14 protein-coding genes are annotated in these 15,677 nt (G+C 63.1%); 8 read left to right on the top strand and 6 right to left on the bottom strand.

Annotation, left to right across the window (positions count from 1 at the left end; genetic code table 11):
- Nucleotides 1-4: 4 nt before the first annotated feature.
- The 4 genes from XpruCFBP8353_RS05720 to XpruCFBP8353_RS23695 form a co-directional block, all read right to left on the bottom strand.
- Nucleotides 5-733, bottom strand: coding sequence for a hypothetical protein (locus tag XpruCFBP8353_RS05720; RefSeq protein WP_101362284.1), 729 nt, complete (start codon nt 731-733; stop codon nt 5-7).
- Nucleotides 681-4,382: a hypothetical protein gene (locus tag XpruCFBP8353_RS05715; protein ID WP_101362505.1), complete on the bottom strand. Its 3,702-nt coding sequence runs from the start codon at nt 4,380-4,382 to the stop codon at nt 681-683. Before XpruCFBP8353_RS05715 ends, XpruCFBP8353_RS05720 begins: the two co-directional genes overlap by 53 nt.
- Nucleotides 4,383-4,701: 319 nt before the next feature.
- The gene (locus XpruCFBP8353_RS05705; protein ID WP_101362282.1) at nt 4,702-5,358 is read right to left on the bottom strand and encodes an imm11 family protein; all 657 of its coding nucleotides are present in this window, start codon (nt 5,356-5,358) and stop codon (nt 4,702-4,704) included.
- Between the two features lie 831 nt (nt 5,359-6,189).
- Nucleotides 6,190-6,330 carry a hypothetical protein gene (locus XpruCFBP8353_RS23695; RefSeq protein WP_157935117.1) on the bottom strand — a complete coding sequence of 47 codons (141 nt, stop codon included), beginning with the start codon at nt 6,328-6,330 and terminating at the stop codon, nt 6,190-6,192.
- 836 nt (nt 6,331-7,166) lie between these two features.
- Here XpruCFBP8353_RS23695 and XpruCFBP8353_RS05690 point away from each other — a divergent pair.
- The 6 genes from XpruCFBP8353_RS05690 to map all read left to right on the top strand — a co-directional run bounded on the left by XpruCFBP8353_RS05690 (nt 7,167) and on the right by map (nt 11,100).
- Nucleotides 7,167-7,553: an isochorismatase family protein gene (locus tag XpruCFBP8353_RS05690; protein WP_101362504.1), complete on the top strand. Its 387-nt coding sequence runs from the start codon at nt 7,167-7,169 to the stop codon at nt 7,551-7,553.
- A 214-nt stretch (nt 7,554-7,767) separates the two neighbouring features.
- Nucleotides 7,768-8,196 (top strand): DUF2946 family protein, encoded by a 429-nt coding sequence (locus tag XpruCFBP8353_RS05685; RefSeq protein WP_243391060.1) that lies wholly within the window; start codon nt 7,768-7,770, stop codon nt 8,194-8,196.
- A 322-nt stretch (nt 8,197-8,518) separates the two neighbouring features.
- Complete coding sequence (locus XpruCFBP8353_RS05680) at nt 8,519-9,121, top strand: SCO family protein (protein ID WP_243391047.1); 603 nt, start codon at nt 8,519-8,521, stop codon at nt 9,119-9,121.
- A 99-nt stretch (nt 9,122-9,220) separates the two neighbouring features.
- Nucleotides 9,221-9,766: a copper chaperone PCu(A)C gene (locus tag XpruCFBP8353_RS05675; RefSeq protein WP_101362502.1), complete on the top strand. Its 546-nt coding sequence runs from the start codon at nt 9,221-9,223 to the stop codon at nt 9,764-9,766.
- Between the two features lie 348 nt (nt 9,767-10,114).
- Nucleotides 10,115-10,327, top strand: a complete 213-nt coding sequence (locus XpruCFBP8353_RS05670; protein ID WP_101362280.1) for a ParD-like family protein — start codon at nt 10,115-10,117, stop codon at nt 10,325-10,327.
- Nucleotides 10,324-11,100, top strand: coding sequence for a type I methionyl aminopeptidase (map, locus tag XpruCFBP8353_RS05665; protein ID WP_101362279.1), 777 nt, complete (start codon nt 10,324-10,326; stop codon nt 11,098-11,100). The genes XpruCFBP8353_RS05670 and map overlap by 4 nt, the downstream gene beginning before the upstream one ends.
- Nucleotides 11,101-11,130: 30 nt before the next feature.
- On the opposite strand, the gene XpruCFBP8353_RS05660 is transcribed toward map, so the two are convergent.
- On the bottom strand, nt 11,131-11,676 hold the full coding sequence (locus XpruCFBP8353_RS05660; RefSeq protein WP_101362278.1) for a hypothetical protein: 546 nt from the start codon (nt 11,674-11,676) through the stop codon (nt 11,131-11,133).
- 270 nt (nt 11,677-11,946) lie between these two features.
- On the opposite strand from XpruCFBP8353_RS05660, the gene XpruCFBP8353_RS05655 reads away from it, so the two are divergent.
- Both XpruCFBP8353_RS05655 and XpruCFBP8353_RS05650 read left to right on the top strand, forming a co-directional pair.
- Complete coding sequence (locus XpruCFBP8353_RS05655) at nt 11,947-13,704, top strand: chloride channel protein (RefSeq protein WP_101362501.1); 1,758 nt, start codon at nt 11,947-11,949, stop codon at nt 13,702-13,704.
- A gap of 265 nt (nt 13,705-13,969) precedes the next feature.
- Nucleotides 13,970-15,448: a SulP family inorganic anion transporter gene (locus XpruCFBP8353_RS05650; protein WP_207759575.1), complete on the top strand. Its 1,479-nt coding sequence runs from the start codon at nt 13,970-13,972 to the stop codon at nt 15,446-15,448.
- On the opposite strand, the gene XpruCFBP8353_RS05645 is transcribed toward XpruCFBP8353_RS05650, so the two are convergent.
- The gene (locus tag XpruCFBP8353_RS05645) at nt 15,401-15,646 is read right to left on the bottom strand and encodes a hypothetical protein (protein WP_101362276.1); all 246 of its coding nucleotides are present in this window, start codon (nt 15,644-15,646) and stop codon (nt 15,401-15,403) included. The genes XpruCFBP8353_RS05650 and XpruCFBP8353_RS05645 overlap by 48 nt on opposite strands.
- Between the last annotated feature and the right edge of the window lie 31 nt (nt 15,647-15,677).

Below are 15,677 nucleotides of genomic sequence, written 5' to 3'. Positions count from 1 at the left end.
GTTTTCATTGCGCGGGGGATGGACGCAAGGCAACCACGCGATACTGGCCGCCATCGCCATAGCGCGGCCCTTTCTTGTCAATCTCGGCGCATAGCCTGTCCTTGCCACAGGCAACGAGATTGGCGCGAGCAACACGATCCAAAAAGGTGATTTCCGCCCTGAGTTGGGCGGCTTCAGCGACGGCCGCTTTTGTGCTGTAGAGCGCGTAGCCTGCGACAACCATACTGATGACACCCGCCAACAGCAGGGCAATCGATGCGATCCACATGCGCCGCGTTGTCGTTGTTTCCAGGGCGCGCTGTGCGTGGGCGTAACGCTGGGTCGCCTGCTGGACCGTCTGCTCCGCAGTTGCCATCTTCTTGTTGAATCGCTCGGCCGCCGGTTCCAACGTTTGCGTCAGCGCCTGATTGCTCAATTGCGTCAGCCGGGGAAGTGCGCTTTCCACCACGCGATTGACGCGCTGATCGGCACTGTGGACGGCGCTCTGCAGAAGCTGCAGCTGTTCCCGGACCAGAGCGTCCAATGCGTGCTCGCGCCGCTGCAGCGTCCCGATCATCGCCGCCAAGGCCTGGACCGACTCTTTTAGCGTGCGTTCCGACCCGTTGGCATCGGGTAGTGCGGAGGTGTTCTGCATGTCCATAGTGTTATCTCGATGATTCAACTTGCTGCACGTGTTCCGGCTATCCACCACCACCACCGCCGCCTCCACCACCACCACCACCGCCGCCCCCATCGCCGCCGCCGCCCCCGTCACCCTGCGGACCTTGCATCGCCGGTCCGTTGGCGAACTGCGGCAGTGTCATCACCATCACCGGGCCACGGCTGGTCTGCACCTCTGTCGAGACGTCCATGTTCAGTGCCTGGCGCATACTCGCCTGCTCCTGGGCTTCCTGCATCGCCTGGGCATCCAGGAATTCATGCCCTTGTTTGGCAAGGGCCTGGCTGTAGGGACTGTTGGCGACACGTTTCAAGGCCTGTTCGATCGCCAGTTCGTTCTTGCAGTCGATGGCGTACAGCAACTCGTCCACATCCGGATCGCCGGTGATGTTTTTACGTTGGGGCTGCGGCCGCTCTTCCTGCTCGCCAGCAGCAAGAGACTGTGGCGCGGCGTCTGCCGACGGGGCGCGTGGTGGTCTCAGTCCAGAGGGGCCATCCGGATCGTACCCATTACGCAGTTCCAACTCGGTAAACGGCCGCTCACCACGGTCCACGCGCGCCTGCCGCGCTTCTGCGACGCGGTTTTCTGTTTCGAGCTCCTGTTCGAGTTGGATGCGCAGCTCACGCATCGAGCGCTCTATTTCCTCCCAGGAGTTCGGATCGACGGGCGCAGCGGCAGGGCGGTCGTGCTCATCTGCCAAGGACGCGGAAAGCGGCGCGCGCGCATCGGCCGCGCCCTCGGGGGCGTCGGCGGAGCGGCCAGCGGTCGGCATGTCCAGCGATGTCCCTGTCGTTTGCGCCAGGTGTGCGGACACTGGCAACGCTTCAGGGGGATCTGGTGCTTTCGGTGCTTGAGCCGTTGGAGTGAGCGCCTGTTGCTCGTCGCGCTGTTCTGCGGCGACCGGCGTGGCGAGTGATGGCGCGGTCGCCGCCTGGGCCAAGTACGCGTCCGCCGGCTGCTCGGGCTGGTCGGGCTGCTGGGCAGGCGCATCTTGCTGCGCATCCGAGGCTTGCGCAGTCATCGGCTGTTGGCCGCTGTGCAGGTCCGCAACCTGCTGCTGATCTGCCGGCGCTGTCTGCGCGATCGCCGCACTCTGTGCTGTCTGCTGCTGGACTTCCTGCGTGCGCTCTTCTTGCGTTTGCTGGCTTTGCGACCGCTGCTGCGCTACGTCGGATGCCTGTGCTTGCGCAGGCTCTGCCAGCTGATCCTGGCGCCGTTCGGCGACGCCATCCTGGGTAGACTGCTGCTCGGGCTGGCGCGGCGATGTGTCTTGCGCCTGGAGCGACGACGGCTCGCGCGAGACGGCTTCCTGTGCCGGCTCCTGCTCGCGTTGTGGAGCCGCTTGGGCGTGCAGCGGCTGTTGCTCGGCGGCATGTTGCACCGTCTGCGCCTGCAGGCGTTCCTGCTGGCTCTGCTGGGCGTCCTGGGCCTGGCGTGTTTCCTGCTCGCGCTGCTGCGTCTCCTGGGCCTGCTGCTGCGCTTGTTCGCGCTGTTGGGTGTCGTGCGCCTGCTGCTGGACGTGTTCGCGTTGCTGCGCGTCCTGTACCTGGCGTTCTTGCTGCTCCAGCTGTTGCAACTCTTGCCGGCGAAGCTCCTGCACTGCGTGCGCCTGTAGCGCCTGAGCATCCTGTGCCCGGTCTTCGTGCGAGGTCTGCTCCTGCAGCGTGTGCGTGCGTGCCTGCGTCAGTTGTTGGTCTTGCGCTTGCCGGTCCTCCTGCTGCCGTTCCTGACGCTCCTGAGCGGCACTGGCCGCCTGGCCCCGCGCCTGCACGTCGAGCGCATGCTGGTTGGAGGGGGCGGAAGACGACGTGTCCGCATCTGCGGATCCGTCCGATGAGCGAGGCGCAGAGGCCAGCTGCGGTATCGGCAAGGCTGGGTTCTGCCGCGCCTGTACCTCCTGCAGTGCCTGGCGGATGTCCTCGGTGCTGGTGACTGCTGCAATACGCTCTACACCATCGGGACCGCGTTGCAGATGCGCAATCGGACTATCGGCGCCAAAGCTTCCACCGGGGCCGCGTTGCAACTGCATCGCGCCATCGCCCGCAAGTCGCTCTGCCTCGCGGGTGCGTTGCGTCGCCAGTTCGATCGCTTCACGCCATTGCGGCTGCAACTCGGTGCCGACGATGCGATAGCGGTAGAGCGTCTGCTCGCCTTGTACGTCCTGCGGCGATTGCTGGATGGCGGCAATCGCCTGCGCCTGCTCGGCCAGTGCCGGTTGCAGCATCGCGCGCGTGGTCTCCAGTTCCAGCACGCGGTTGCCATCGGGTGGGGCGCCGTTGCTTGTCCACTGGCCTTCGATATCGCGGTAGTAGCGCTGGCCGTTCGAGGCGGTCAAGGCATCTGGATCCGGCAGCGCCTGCTGCACCGCTGGCGACATCGGCAGGCCATCGGCCGCCCAGCCGCTGCGGTGGTGCGCCAGTTCGTAGCGCGCGGCAATGGCGCCGGGACTGTTGGCGATGTTGCGGGCGATGGTGTCCTGCGCCTGCGCGTCCAGTTCGGCTTTGCGGTGCGGCAAGGCGGTTTCCTGCACGTAGCTGCCGCGATCATTGGCGCCAGCGATCTCGGCCTTGACCAGCCGATGCCACTGACCGTCCGCTGCATCGCGTCGCCAGTCGGCGCTGCTCAGGCTGGGGCGGTCAGTGGCATTGGCCGGCTGGCGATACGGATCCTGCGGAGCGGGCGCATCCTTGAGGGCGAGCGCTGCAGCGGCGTTGGTGGCCTGGTAATTGAGTTCGCGTGCCTTCTCGTAGCTGGCGACGATGGGCGTGGAGGTGGGGTTGTCTACCCCGTCGTTGGTGGTGTCGGCCTTGCCCTCGCGCGCCCAGGCGGTGCCGTTGAACGACCACTGCGTGCCCTCGCGATCGGTCTGGGTGTAGATGGCGCGGTTGTCGAGCAACGCTGCGGCCTTCTCGCCAGCGGTACTCAAGAAATACGCATCGGCCGCGATCAGCACCATCGGCCCGGCGCCCGAGCTCCCCAGCGCGTAGGCAGCGGCGGTACCGCCGGCCCAGCCACCGACGTTGCGGCCGGCAAAGTGCGCAAGCTCTGATTGCGCGGCGAGCGGATTGTCTTGGCCGAGTAAGTGTGTGGCGCGTTGGCCGGTCATCACCGTGTCGGCGGCGGTGGCGAGCAGGCCGGTGGTGCGCAGTGCCTGGCCTGCAGATAGATCGCCGGCCAGCAGCTCGGCGGTGACGAAGCCGCGTTGCGAGACTGGTGTGTACGGCGCATGCGGTGTAGCGGCTGCGCCTTGGCGAATGCTGCGCGCAGCACCGCTGATGGTTGTCGGTGTGTCATCCAGGACCTGCTGGACCATTGCCGCATTGGACCCGGACAGCGTTATTCGCCCGGCATCTTCTGCGTGCGCAATCGCCATGCGAAATTCCTCGCGGCCGGCGATCTCGCGGATAACGGCATCGCGTTCCTTCGGGACAGCGACCAGATTTTTGCCCGTCGTGCGTGCGTCATCGATCACCTTTGCGATCCGCTGCTCGGAGTGGGTGATCGCGGCCCATTCGGCTTCGACATTGCTCATGGCGCGCAGCGTTTTCAACTGGTCGGCATGGGCAGTGCGGTATTGCTCGTACTCGGAAATAGTGCGGTAGTTTTGTGCGTTCGTTTGGGCCTTGGTCAAGTGCTCCGGTGTGGTTGCGAACATATCGCGATTGATCAGGGCGATTTTGAGGGTGTCTTGCAGGTCGTGGACCTGGGCGGCGACGCGCTTCAGTGCAGCAGCGTCATTACGCATGGCCAATTCGCCATCCGGGGATTTAAGGAGCTTATTAAGATAATCCCCAGTTACATCCGTATAAGACCTCCGCGTGCGTCCTCGATGCGGAGATGTTTCGATTTCTTCGGCCAGCTTCCCCTCTACCGGTAGATACAGGCGATTGATCGATACATCCTTGTCGATCAAACCATGATCGGCCAATTTCTTGAGCAACCTATGGTCACGAAAGATGGTGTTTTCAATGACATGATGACTTTCGAGAATGACGTTACTGCCCGGCATCTGTCTATGCTCCAAAATCCATGTAGAGAAATCTTTATCCGTAATTTGCAGCGTCGATTAGCCGAACGCCACGCTTCTTAGGCGATTTTCCGAATCCTTGGCTAATCAAGGTGTCGCGCAAGAAACGATCGCAAAAGGCATCTGCTGTATAAGGTGTTCTGAATATGTGCGCGGTCCCGACCACATCTTTGTTGAATGCAAACTGGGCGCCTCCCGTAATATCGTAATATTTTCCGTTACGGTATCCGGTCAACACTTTTATAGTAGATGCCGCCTCGTCGATAGCTTCGATAACTCGAACCACGTCGCAAAGATAGTACGGTTCCCCGGGCGTACCGTCTTCCAATCGGAAGTCGCAGAGCGCGAAGGCAAAGCCTTCCGGGTCCGCAGCCTCAAACACCTGCTTCAGCGGTTCGGAGACCAGCCAGTAGCCTTTGAAGCCATCGTGCATGTCATTGGGCATATCGCCGATGCGGCTGTCGTAGCGCAGGCGCGGGGTCTCCTTCAATGCAGCCAGGCCTGCATCTTCCCCCGGCAGGCTGTCAGCAATGGAGAACGGCACTGCATCTTCGTTCTCGAATTCCACGCCATGCCCGCGACCGCCCCCCCCCATATCGGACCTGAGGATGTAGAACGCACCTTTCTGAGGTGCGTTGTGGAGTGTTGCGCGGGCTTCTTTTGCTTCGTTCATAGGTGCTTTCTCTCAACAATCCAGCATGCGTCGAACAGGTGCTCACAAGTGAGTCGCTTCGCTGCCTCTCCATCAGATGCCCATCTCTGCGCTTGACCGCCCGTAATGGAGGCGGGGACGGCGGCGGATGTTGGGCATGTCGTAGCTCCTGTTGGAACCGGATGCAGCTTCCTATGTTGCCCGTCTTCAGCGGCCGACGCAGTAGGAAAACCCCGACGTCCACGGACAGCGCTGGCCCTGGCGCGCGCAATCGTCGCCCCGCCACGCCTGCGGTCTTTATGCATGGTTTTCGCTGCACCCCCGCAGGATGGGCCTAGACCGCGCTGCTGTTACCAATCCGTGCGATTCAAGGAGGCCTCTCTTCCCTGCAGATCCCTGCACGCCTGGGGGCTTTGGGGGGGGGGGGGGCGACCGGCTGCGATCCGTTGCTAGGCCTCCCGGTGAATTTCGGCAGATGACCATCGGAACCAGGTAATCGGTAATCCGGAGCCTGAAACAAGGCCTAAACAATTGATGCAAAAGGGAATTTCCGGATTACCTTTTGGGGTGATTTAAGGTAATCAGGCTCCCATGGAAAAGTTATGTGATTGAAATTTAAGGATATTTTTTGAGAGGGTGATTACCTCCCCTAAAGGTAACCCCATTACCTCTCAATTACCCTTTAATTACCTTTGAAAAATTTAAGTAAGTTATTGATAAGTATAGATATATTCGCAATTTTGCAGCCTAATTACCTAAATTACCTCTCCCCGGTGGTCATCTGAAAAATTGAGATTGGGGCGCGCTAGAGTGGGTTGCCACCAACTCGCTAACGCCGGATCCCCCGCAATGTCATTGACCTGCGATGCCCTGCAGACTCACTTCGATCCCGTCCACGCGGCCGGCGGGACGCATTGGTGGCTCGTAGACCAGGCCGTAGCCATGCTCGAGCGCGGCCGCCAGTTGGCCAGCAAGCACGAGAGCCAGCGGCACACCTTCTATATGGACGCCGTATGAGCGTGATCGATGCAGGCGATGAGCCTGTTCTGCCGTCTGGCTTCCGGTGGGAGAAGGCTTCCCAGCATGAAGAGGGACCGCCCACCGCTCTCACGCTCGACGGCGTAGAAATAGCTCGAATGATGGATAAGGTCGCGGGAGGCTGGTTTGTACTGCTGGAACGTCAGCGACCGAGCCCGCCAGGCGAGCCGTTTGCGCCGCTGGTTACGCGAGACTGCAGCAGCTTTGAGCAGGGGCGTCGTGGCACAGCCATGTGGGCGACTCGCCACGAGGTCAGGATTCGAAGCGAAGTGGCCGCACGAATCGCCGCGAACCCGCGCCATCTAGGCGCAGGTCGGTGATCGCAGCGATCGGGAAAATTGGCAGTAGGCCCAAGCCCGCACAAGGCCTCCGGCGCTGGTGGCCGGGAAAAATAAGCAGCGTAAGTTGCTGATTCGCAAGCTTAATAGCGCTAACTCATAATCCTTTGGTTCCAGGTTCGAATCCTGGTGGGCCCACCAATAGAAGGCAGGCACTTGGACGCGCGTCCAAGTGCTTTTTTTGTGGCCTCGGGAAACTATCGAGGACGGTCTTCTTCTTCACTGATCGTGTAGTTGGCGTCTTCTGGATAAGCGATTGCGGATGCGTTGGTCATTGTGCGGCTCTGTCGCCGTGCGCTTGCTTGCGCAGCCAAGTGAGGACATCAACTTCCGGGTCCTCTCGCATGCAGACATGCCGCCGGCCCAGCACCACGCTCTGCGCATCGCTGCCTGGCAAGACGTCGTCAAAGCCCGTGGCTTCGCCGGCGATCACAGGACCGGCGGCAGAACAGGATGCGCGTGGGAATACAGCATGGCCAGCACTCGCAAGGCGCGCAGATCCATGCTGCGGTCGCGCCACAGCAGGGCGCAGTGGTCATCGCCAAGCAGCACGTCAACGCCTTTCGCGAGACGCCGCTTGCGCAGCAGCTGCAGCAGCACGGTGTTGCGGGCGTGGCGGTTGTCGGCGCGATGAGCCACATGTGCGTGGATGCCCGCGTGCGCGCTGCCGCCGACCTGCGCGATACGGTGACGGTGCTGCATGATGCCTGTGCCACGATGGAACTGGATGTCGAAGGCACCAAGGTGCCGGCGGCTCTCGTGCAGACGACGATGACGACGGCGTTTCAGTTCGGCCATGCGGCGGTGCGATCTACACAGGCGCATCTGCAGGGTCAGTGAGACAGCGGTGCGCATGTGGCGCTCGGTGCCGGTGGCGCAGGCCGATTGCCGCGCAGTGAGCAGTTGGGCCGGATGCGGTGCGAGGTGCGCGGTGCATGCAGCGCGCTGCACCGCGCGAACCCGGGTGTCAGGCTGCGACGAAGGGTCGCAGGTGGCGTGGCGTTTTTTCATTACACTTTGTCGTGTGCGTTTACGTTCCTCGCCCTTGTTCAGCATGATGCAGCGCCTGGCTTGCCTGGCGCTGCTGCTGTTGCTGGTCGCGCCGTTGGTAAGCCGCACGCTCGAGAACGCCGCTAGCGTTCTGGACGGGCCGCTTTGTCATAGCCAGCCCTGGCAAGCTGGCGAGGCGCTCGATGCCGTGGGTGACAAGGCACACGCCGCGCAGCGCTCGGCAGACGTGCTGACCGCTACAGCCGAGCGATGGCTGGGCGACAAGCAGGATCTGGGCCATGCCGATGGTGGTCATGCGTTCGCCTGCGATTACTGCCTGCTCGCCGCCCGGCTGCTGCCCTGGCTGCTGCTGGCCTGCCTGTTATGGAAGCTGAGTCGGGACCGGCTTGCGGTCGCGCGTCTTGCCGCTGCGCTTCCCATCGCGGCACGCTGGTGGGCACACGCGCCACGCGGTCCACCGCGATTGGCCTGAAACATCGTGTGTGGAGCCGCATCCGTCAGCGGGTGTGACGTGAGATGTTCTGGAGCGTGTAGATGACGTACTTAGCCTTGCCGCCCCGCGCGGCGGCGACGCCTTGCCTTGCCCTTGTCACGCTGGTGCCGACACTGGCGCTGATGACTCCCGTGCAGATGCGCAGGCTTGCTGCGGGCGAACCGCAACACCGGTGTCGAGCCGTTTCGAGCGATGACGCATCGCACTTGGATAGCTGTGATCAGGCAGTTGGCTTACAACTGCAGGATCGGCGGTGAACGGCATGCGCAAGGCCGCTCCGCGCGGAAGGATGGGAATCAGCATGCAAACGCTGCGATCTGTGTGGAAGCGACGACTGTCGCAGGCGATGCTGGGGTGTCTGGTCTGCATCCTGGCCGGGTGTGGGCAATGGGGCAGCGGGTTCGCTCCCGATGGCGCAGACCTCAGCCCGATGGCGCGCGGAACGGATTTTTACCTCTACGACACCGAAGGCGCGCCGCGGCCGCTGCGCAGTTTCCGTGGCAAGGCCCTGGTGCTGTTCTTCGGTTTCACCCATTGCCCGGATGTGTGCCCGACGACACTGGTGCGTGCGGCGCAGGTCAAACGCAAGCTGGGGGCGGATGCAGCCAAGGTGCAGTTCGCGTTCGCGACGCTGGACCCGCAACGCGATACACCCAACGTGCTCCGGACCTACGTGAAGGCATTCGACCCGGACTTTATCGGCTTGACCGGTAGCGAAGGAGATATCCGGGTGGCGGCGGGCAATTTAAAAGTGAGCTATGCAAAGGTGCCGATGGGGCCGACCTACACCATCGATCACTCCACGCGCAGTTTTCTCTTCGACCGCGATGGACAGCTGCGCGTGGGCCTGGCACACGCGCAGATGGTGGACTCGGTTGTGCACGATATCCGGCAAGTGCTCTAACTGACGCAAGAGCGCGCTGCCGGCTTCCCGATGATCAACGTCGATGACCGCTATGCACGGCGCCGTGGCGCCCGCACGGCTCGACCCAAGGAGAACGAAATGAAATTGCATCTGCTGCTGGTGAGTGCGCTGTCTGCCTTGTCGATGGTGGCTTGCGAGCGCGCGCCTGCGCCCGAGGCCAACCCGGCGCCGGCTGCCCCGGCATCTGCTGCGACCGCGGCGCCGGCTGCTGCCCCTGTGGTGGTGGCGAGCGGGGCGTGGTCGCGCGCAACGCCGCCGGGCGCGCCGGTGGCGGGCGGCTACCTCACCTTGCGGAATCAGGCGGCAACGCCGGATCGTCTGGTGGCGGTGGAATCGCCGGCCAGTGCACAGGTCGAAATCCATGAGATGACGATGGATGCTGGCGTCATGAAGATGCGCCATCTTGAGCAGGGGCTGGTCTTGCCGCCGGGCAAGGACGTGGTGCTGGGGACCGGCGGGACGCATTTGATGTTCATCGCCCCTGCTGCGCCATTCGAACAAGGCAAGCCGGTGGTGGCCACGCTGGTGTTCGAGCATGCGCCGCGCGTCGAGGTGCATTTCGACGTTCGTCCGATGGGCGCATCGGCGCCCGATGCCGAATCGCATGACCAGCATATGCACTAGATCGCGCCAGTGGGACATCAATGCGCCAGCACCACCACGTGCGATGCCGCCATCGGCGGTTCTCCACCAGGATCAGCTAATGCCAAGTTCTGCGTAGGCGTTTTGCGTAGCGCCACGGCGCCGTTCGTGGATGCGGGCGATGTCGTGGCGATGTTGCAAGGATTGATGCACTGACGGCTGCAAGCCGGAAATAGCGGCACAGCGCACATCGACCAATCTGCCCGCGCGCAGCGTGTGGCCGGAGCGCCGCCACCAAGCTGCACCGCCTGCGCGTGCTACCGGCTTGCTTGTCGTCCAATATACGATTCGTATACGATGTGTATATTCGGCAACAAGCCAGGAGCCACGATGGGCATCGTCAATATCGACGACGACCTGCACGACCAACTGCGCCGTGCGTGCACGGTGAGTAGCCGCTCGATCAATGCGCAGGCCAATTTCTGGATCAAGGTCGGCATGCTGTGCGAGATGCATCCGGACACTTCGTTTCAGCAGATCGTGGCCGAACAATTACGCGCGGCGGGCGTGCGGCCGCAGGCCTTGAAACCAAGCCGAGCGTGATCAAGTCGCCCGACGAGATCGCGCTGATGGCGGTGTCTGGTCAGCTGCTGGCGCAGGTATTCGATGTGCTGGATCGCTTGCCGCTTGAAGGCCGCAGCACGCTGGAGCTCAACGATCTTGTCGAGCGCATGATTGTCGATACGCTCGCCGCACGGCCCGCGAGCAAGGGGCAATACGGCTTCGAATTCGTGCTCAATGCCTCGATCGACGACGTGGTGTGCCACGGTGTGCCGTCGGCGGACGATGTGCTGCGCAGCGGACAGATCGTCAATCTGGATATCACGCTGGAAAAGAATGGCTTTATCGCCGATTCCAGCACGACGTATCTGGTGGGCGAGGTGACCTACCCGGCGCGTCGGCTGGTGCAGACCGCGTACCAGGCGATGTGGAAAGGCATTGCAGCGGTGCGCCCGGGCGCGCGGTTAGGCGATATCGGCCATGCCATTGCGCGGCATGCGCGTGCGCACGGCTACAGCGTGGTCAAGGACTATTGCGGGCACGGCATCGGCCGTGAGATGCATGAAGATCCGCAAATTCTGCATGACGGGCACGCAGGCACAGGGTTGGAACTGCAGGAAGGCATGGTGTTTACCATCGAGCCAATGATCAACCAGGGCCGTGCGGCGATTCGTTCGCAGCCGGATCAGTGGCCGGTGCACACGCGCGATGGCAAGTTGTCGGCCCAGTTCGAGCACACGGTGGCGGTGACGCGGACCGGCGTGCGCGTGCTGACCTTGCGGCCAAACGAAACACCGCTGTGTGCGGTGGATTGACGCACAGCAGCATATGGCGGCCGGCAGCTGTCAGTCCGCCGATGCGCGCCTGGACGCATCAGCCAGGCGCGGGATCAGCGGGGTGGTGTTGGTCTGCAGGAGCAAGCGCACCGCTGTTTCGACACTGATGAAACGGCTGCGTTGGAGCAGATAGGACAGCCCGAGACATCCCGCGAACATGAGCGTCGCGCCCGGCCTGATGACGGCTGCCGGAACCAAAAACCCAACGACCATCGCCAGCACGGTCCAGTTGCAGAAACCGGTCATGATGATCTCGCGTTGCCGACGGTCGATCACGATGCGCCCGCGCATGATCATCGGATAGGCACCGCCGACGAACAGGAATGTTTCGCGGAATGCATAGACGTTCTCGGACAGGCGATGGAACCGCAGGTCCGGCCAGCGCGATTGCTCGACCGCATTTTCCACCTGCGCCAGCGAAAAACAGGCCAGCGCGTCGTGGGTCACCGCAATGCGCCGCGTAGACACCGGCAGCCCCCAGCTGAAGTAGGGGCGGTTCCAGGTGATCAGCAAGATGCCTTCGATGACAATCAAGCCCAGCAGCAGGTAGAGCATCGTGCATCCCTGTTCGAGTGGCCCAACAATCGCATGCGCAGGGTCTGATGACTGTGCGCCGCGTGCCGGCAACGATTCTGGCGTGTGAATGCCCGGCCCTGCAATCACGCATGCGGCGCGGCTATCTTTTATCACCGCGCCAGATTGCCTCAGGTCAGCGGCGCTCATGCACACTAGGCGCCACAGAGATGCCGGCTCTGCCGGTGTGCTGATCCCGCAATCACTGGTCCCATGCAGCTACCTTCCCAAACCCTGCCGGCAGTGCACGCCCTGGCTGCGCAACTGCGCCGGCCACTGGACGGTTTGCGCAGGCAGCTGCGCGCCAACGATCTCTGGTTCATCGCCCTGGCTGCGCTGGTGGGGCTGATCGCGGCTGGGTTGATGGTGCTGCAGGCCGGCATCGCGCACAGCCTGCAGAGCTGGCTGTACGCGCTTGCACCGGAGCAGCGGCTCAGCACGGCCACCTCGATGACGGCCACGCAGTTGCTGGTGTTGCCGCTGGGTGGATTGCTGGTCGGTCTGGTGACGCTGATGGCGCGACGGCGCAAGCGGCCGCTGGTGGATGCGGTGGAAGCCAATGCGTTGCATGGCGGGCGCATGTCGATGCGCGACAACCTGATCGTCGCGGTGCAGACCTTGTTGTCCAACGGTTTCGGCGCCTCGGTGGGGCTGGAGGCAACCTACACGCAGATGGGGTCGGGTGCCGGCTCGCAGCTGGGGCGCGTATTGCGGGTGCGGCGTGCGGACATGCGCACGCTGGTGGGCGCCGGCGCGGCCGGTGCGATTGCCGGCGCCTTCGGTGCGCCGCTGGCCGGTGCGTTCTATGCGTTCGAGATCGTCATCGGCGCCTACACGCCATCGGCACTGGCACCGGTGGCGGCTGCCGCACTGGCCGGCGCCTTCATGGCCAACGCCCTGGGTGCGGCGCCGTACTCGTTACCCGCTGCGGTGGCCTACCAATTGCAGCCGCGCGACTATGCGGTCTACATCGCGCTGGGTTTGCTGTGCGCGCTGATCGGCATTGCGGTGATGCGTCTGGTCGCCGGGATCGAACGCGGTGTGGGGCGCATCAATCTGCCGGTGTGGGGGCGCCCGGTCATCGGTGGGCTATTGCTGATTCCGTTGGCGATGTATTCGCCGCAAGTGCTGTCGTCGGGGCATGGCGCGTTGCATCTGGATCTGACCAGCAGCAGTACCTTGCAGGTGCTCGCCATCTTGTTGGTGCTCAAGTGCATCGCGTCGGGAATTTCGCTGGGTTTCGGCTTCCGCGGTGGCCTGTTCTTCGCGTCGTTGTTCATGGGCTCGCTGGTGGGCAGCCTGTTCGCGGTGGGCCTGAACCTGTTGCTGGGCGGTGCGGTGGTCGACACCACCAGTGCATCGCTGGTGGGCATGGCGGCACTGGCGGCGGCCATTGTCGGCGCGCCGATGACCATGGCCATGTTGATCCTGGAAGGCACGCACGATTTCGTGCTGGCCAGCGCGGTGATGGTGGCGGTGCTGGTGGCCAATACCGTGGTGCGGCAGGTGTTCGGTTATTCGTTCTCCACCTGGCGGCTGCATCTGCGCGGCGAAAACATCCGCAGTGCGCGCGATGTGGGCTGGGTGCGCAATCTGTCGGCTGGCAAGATGATGCGCAAGGATGCCAACCACACTGCGCACGACATCAGCGTGGGCGAATTCCGGCGACGGTTCCCATTGGGCTCCACCCAACGCGTGGTGCTGGAAGATGCAGCCGGGCACTATGCCGGCGTGGTGCCGTTGGCCGTGCTGTACGCCGACAATGTGCAACTGGACGCGCCGGTCGGCGACTACGCAAAGCACCGCGATGCGGCGCTGCTGGCCAACACCGACATCGTGGCGATCATGAAGGTCTTCGATGCGACCCAGGCCGATGAGTTGGCGGTGATCGACAGCGACCGCAAGGTACTGGGCGTGCTGTCGGAGGGATTCGTACGCAAGCGCTACGCCGAAGAACTGGAAAAGCGCGAGCGCGAACTGATGGGCGAGCGTGTGGTCAGCGACGACTAACCCGTTCGTTGCCAGCAACAGCTGCGTTCACGCGTGCGCATCGTTGCCCCCTTTTTTGATGTTCGATGCGATGTGCAAGCGTGCGCCCCAGGGTTGTTCGGTTCGGCCTGAGCGCGTTAGTATCGCCACTCGTCAAAAACGATCTCCTTCAACACATGACACCACCCTGACCCAAGGCATCACGCGCGCGCAGTTTCTGCGAAGGTCCAGGTGTTTGACGTGCATGTATTGCGCCGTGAGTTTGCCGGCGCACGGAGGTAGTTCAATGTCCAGAAGTTTCCCGTTGCGCCAGCAATGGCTCGGCACCGTGCGTGGCGATGTGCTCGCCGGCATCGTCGTCGCGCTTGCGCTGATTCCCGAAGCCATCGCTTTTTCGATCATTGCCGGCGTCGATCCCAAGGTTGGGCTCTACGCGGCGTTCTGTATTGCAGTGGTGACCTCGATCGCCGGTGGCCGGCCAGGCATGATTTCTGCCGCCACCGGTGCAATGGCGTTGTTGATGGTGGACTTGGTCAAGGACCATGGGGTGCATTATCTGCTGGCGGCGACCGTCCTGGCGGGCCTGCTGCAGCTGATTGCGGCGGCATTGCGTCTGGGCGCATTGATGCGCTTTGTCTCGCGCTCAGTGATCACCGGCTTCGTCAATGCATTGGCGATTCTGATCTTCCTGGCACAGCTGCCGGAGCTGGTCGGCATGCCATGGCCGGTCTATGCGGTGTGTGCAGCGGCATTGGCCATCATCTATCTGCTGCCGCGCTTCACCACGGCGATTCCTTCGCCGCTGGTCGCGATTGTGGTGCTGACAGCGGTGTGCGCGTACGTGCACCTCGATATCCGAAACGTGGGCGATATGGGCCATTTGCCCGACAGCCTGCCGGTGTTTTTGCTGCCGGACGTGCCACTGACGTGGGACAGCGTGCGCATCCTGCTGCCGGTGTCGACGACGCTGGCGGTGGTTGGTTTGCTGGAGTCGTTGATGACTGCGCAGATTGTCGAAGACCTGACCGATACCCCGTCGCAGCATAACCGCGAATGCGCCGGTCAAGGATTGGCGAACATGGTGTCTGGTTGCTTCGGTGGCATGGCTGGTTGCGCGATGATCGGGCAGTCGGTGATCAATGTGCGCTCGGGCGGACGCGGGCGCCTGTCATGCCTGGTGGCCGGCGTCGTCCTGCTGTTGATGGTGGTGTATGGCGCGGCCTGGGTACGTCAGATTCCGATGGCGGCATTGGTGGCGGTGATGATCATGGTCAGCATCGGTACCTTCAACTGGGGGTCGCTACGCGATCTTCGCACGCACCCCGGGAGTTCGTCGGTGGTGATGCTTGGCACTGTTGTGGTCACGGTCTGGACGCACGATCTGGCTCGTGGTGTGTTGGCCGGAGTCCTGCTGTCGGCACTGTTCTTCGCGCGCAAGGTCGGGCGCATGCTACAGGTGCAGGCCAGCGATGGCGACGAAGGGGTGCGCGTGTATGCGGTGCGCGGCCAGGTGTTCTTCGCATCGGCCGGGCAGTTCGTCGCCAGCTTCGATTTCCTCGGTACGCCGCCGAAGGTGCTGATCGATCTGACCCACGCGCACTTCTGGGACATCAGTGCGGTGGCAGCGCTGGATCGGGTGGTGCTCAAGCTGCGCGCGCACGGCGCCGAGGTCGAGGTGGCTGGCGTGAATCAGGCCAGCGACACGCTGATCGAAAGCCTAGGAACCCATCGGCGCGATGGCGCACGGCTGCAGCTCGGTCACTGAGCTCTGCTGCGCGAGCCCAGCCAGCGCGGCCGTCGGCGAGGCCGCCTGGCATACATGGTCGTCCAGCAACGCACACAGGCGGCGATGGCAGTCGCGGAAGGCCAGCGCGGAGGCCGGCATGTCGCAGGCGTCGAAGGCGCGGGCCTCGGCTTTCCAGGAGGCGAGCAGGTCTTCCAGAGCGCAGATCAAGCTCGGCATGGTGTTTCCTTGGTAGGCGCTCTGCTGTTTA

The organism is Xanthomonas prunicola, assembly GCF_002846205.1.
GTDB classification, from domain to species: Bacteria; Pseudomonadota; Gammaproteobacteria; order Xanthomonadales; family Xanthomonadaceae; genus Xanthomonas; species Xanthomonas prunicola.
The sequence above is the reverse complement of the archived record's forward strand: the minus strand, read 5'-3'. Positions and strand labels throughout refer to the sequence as shown.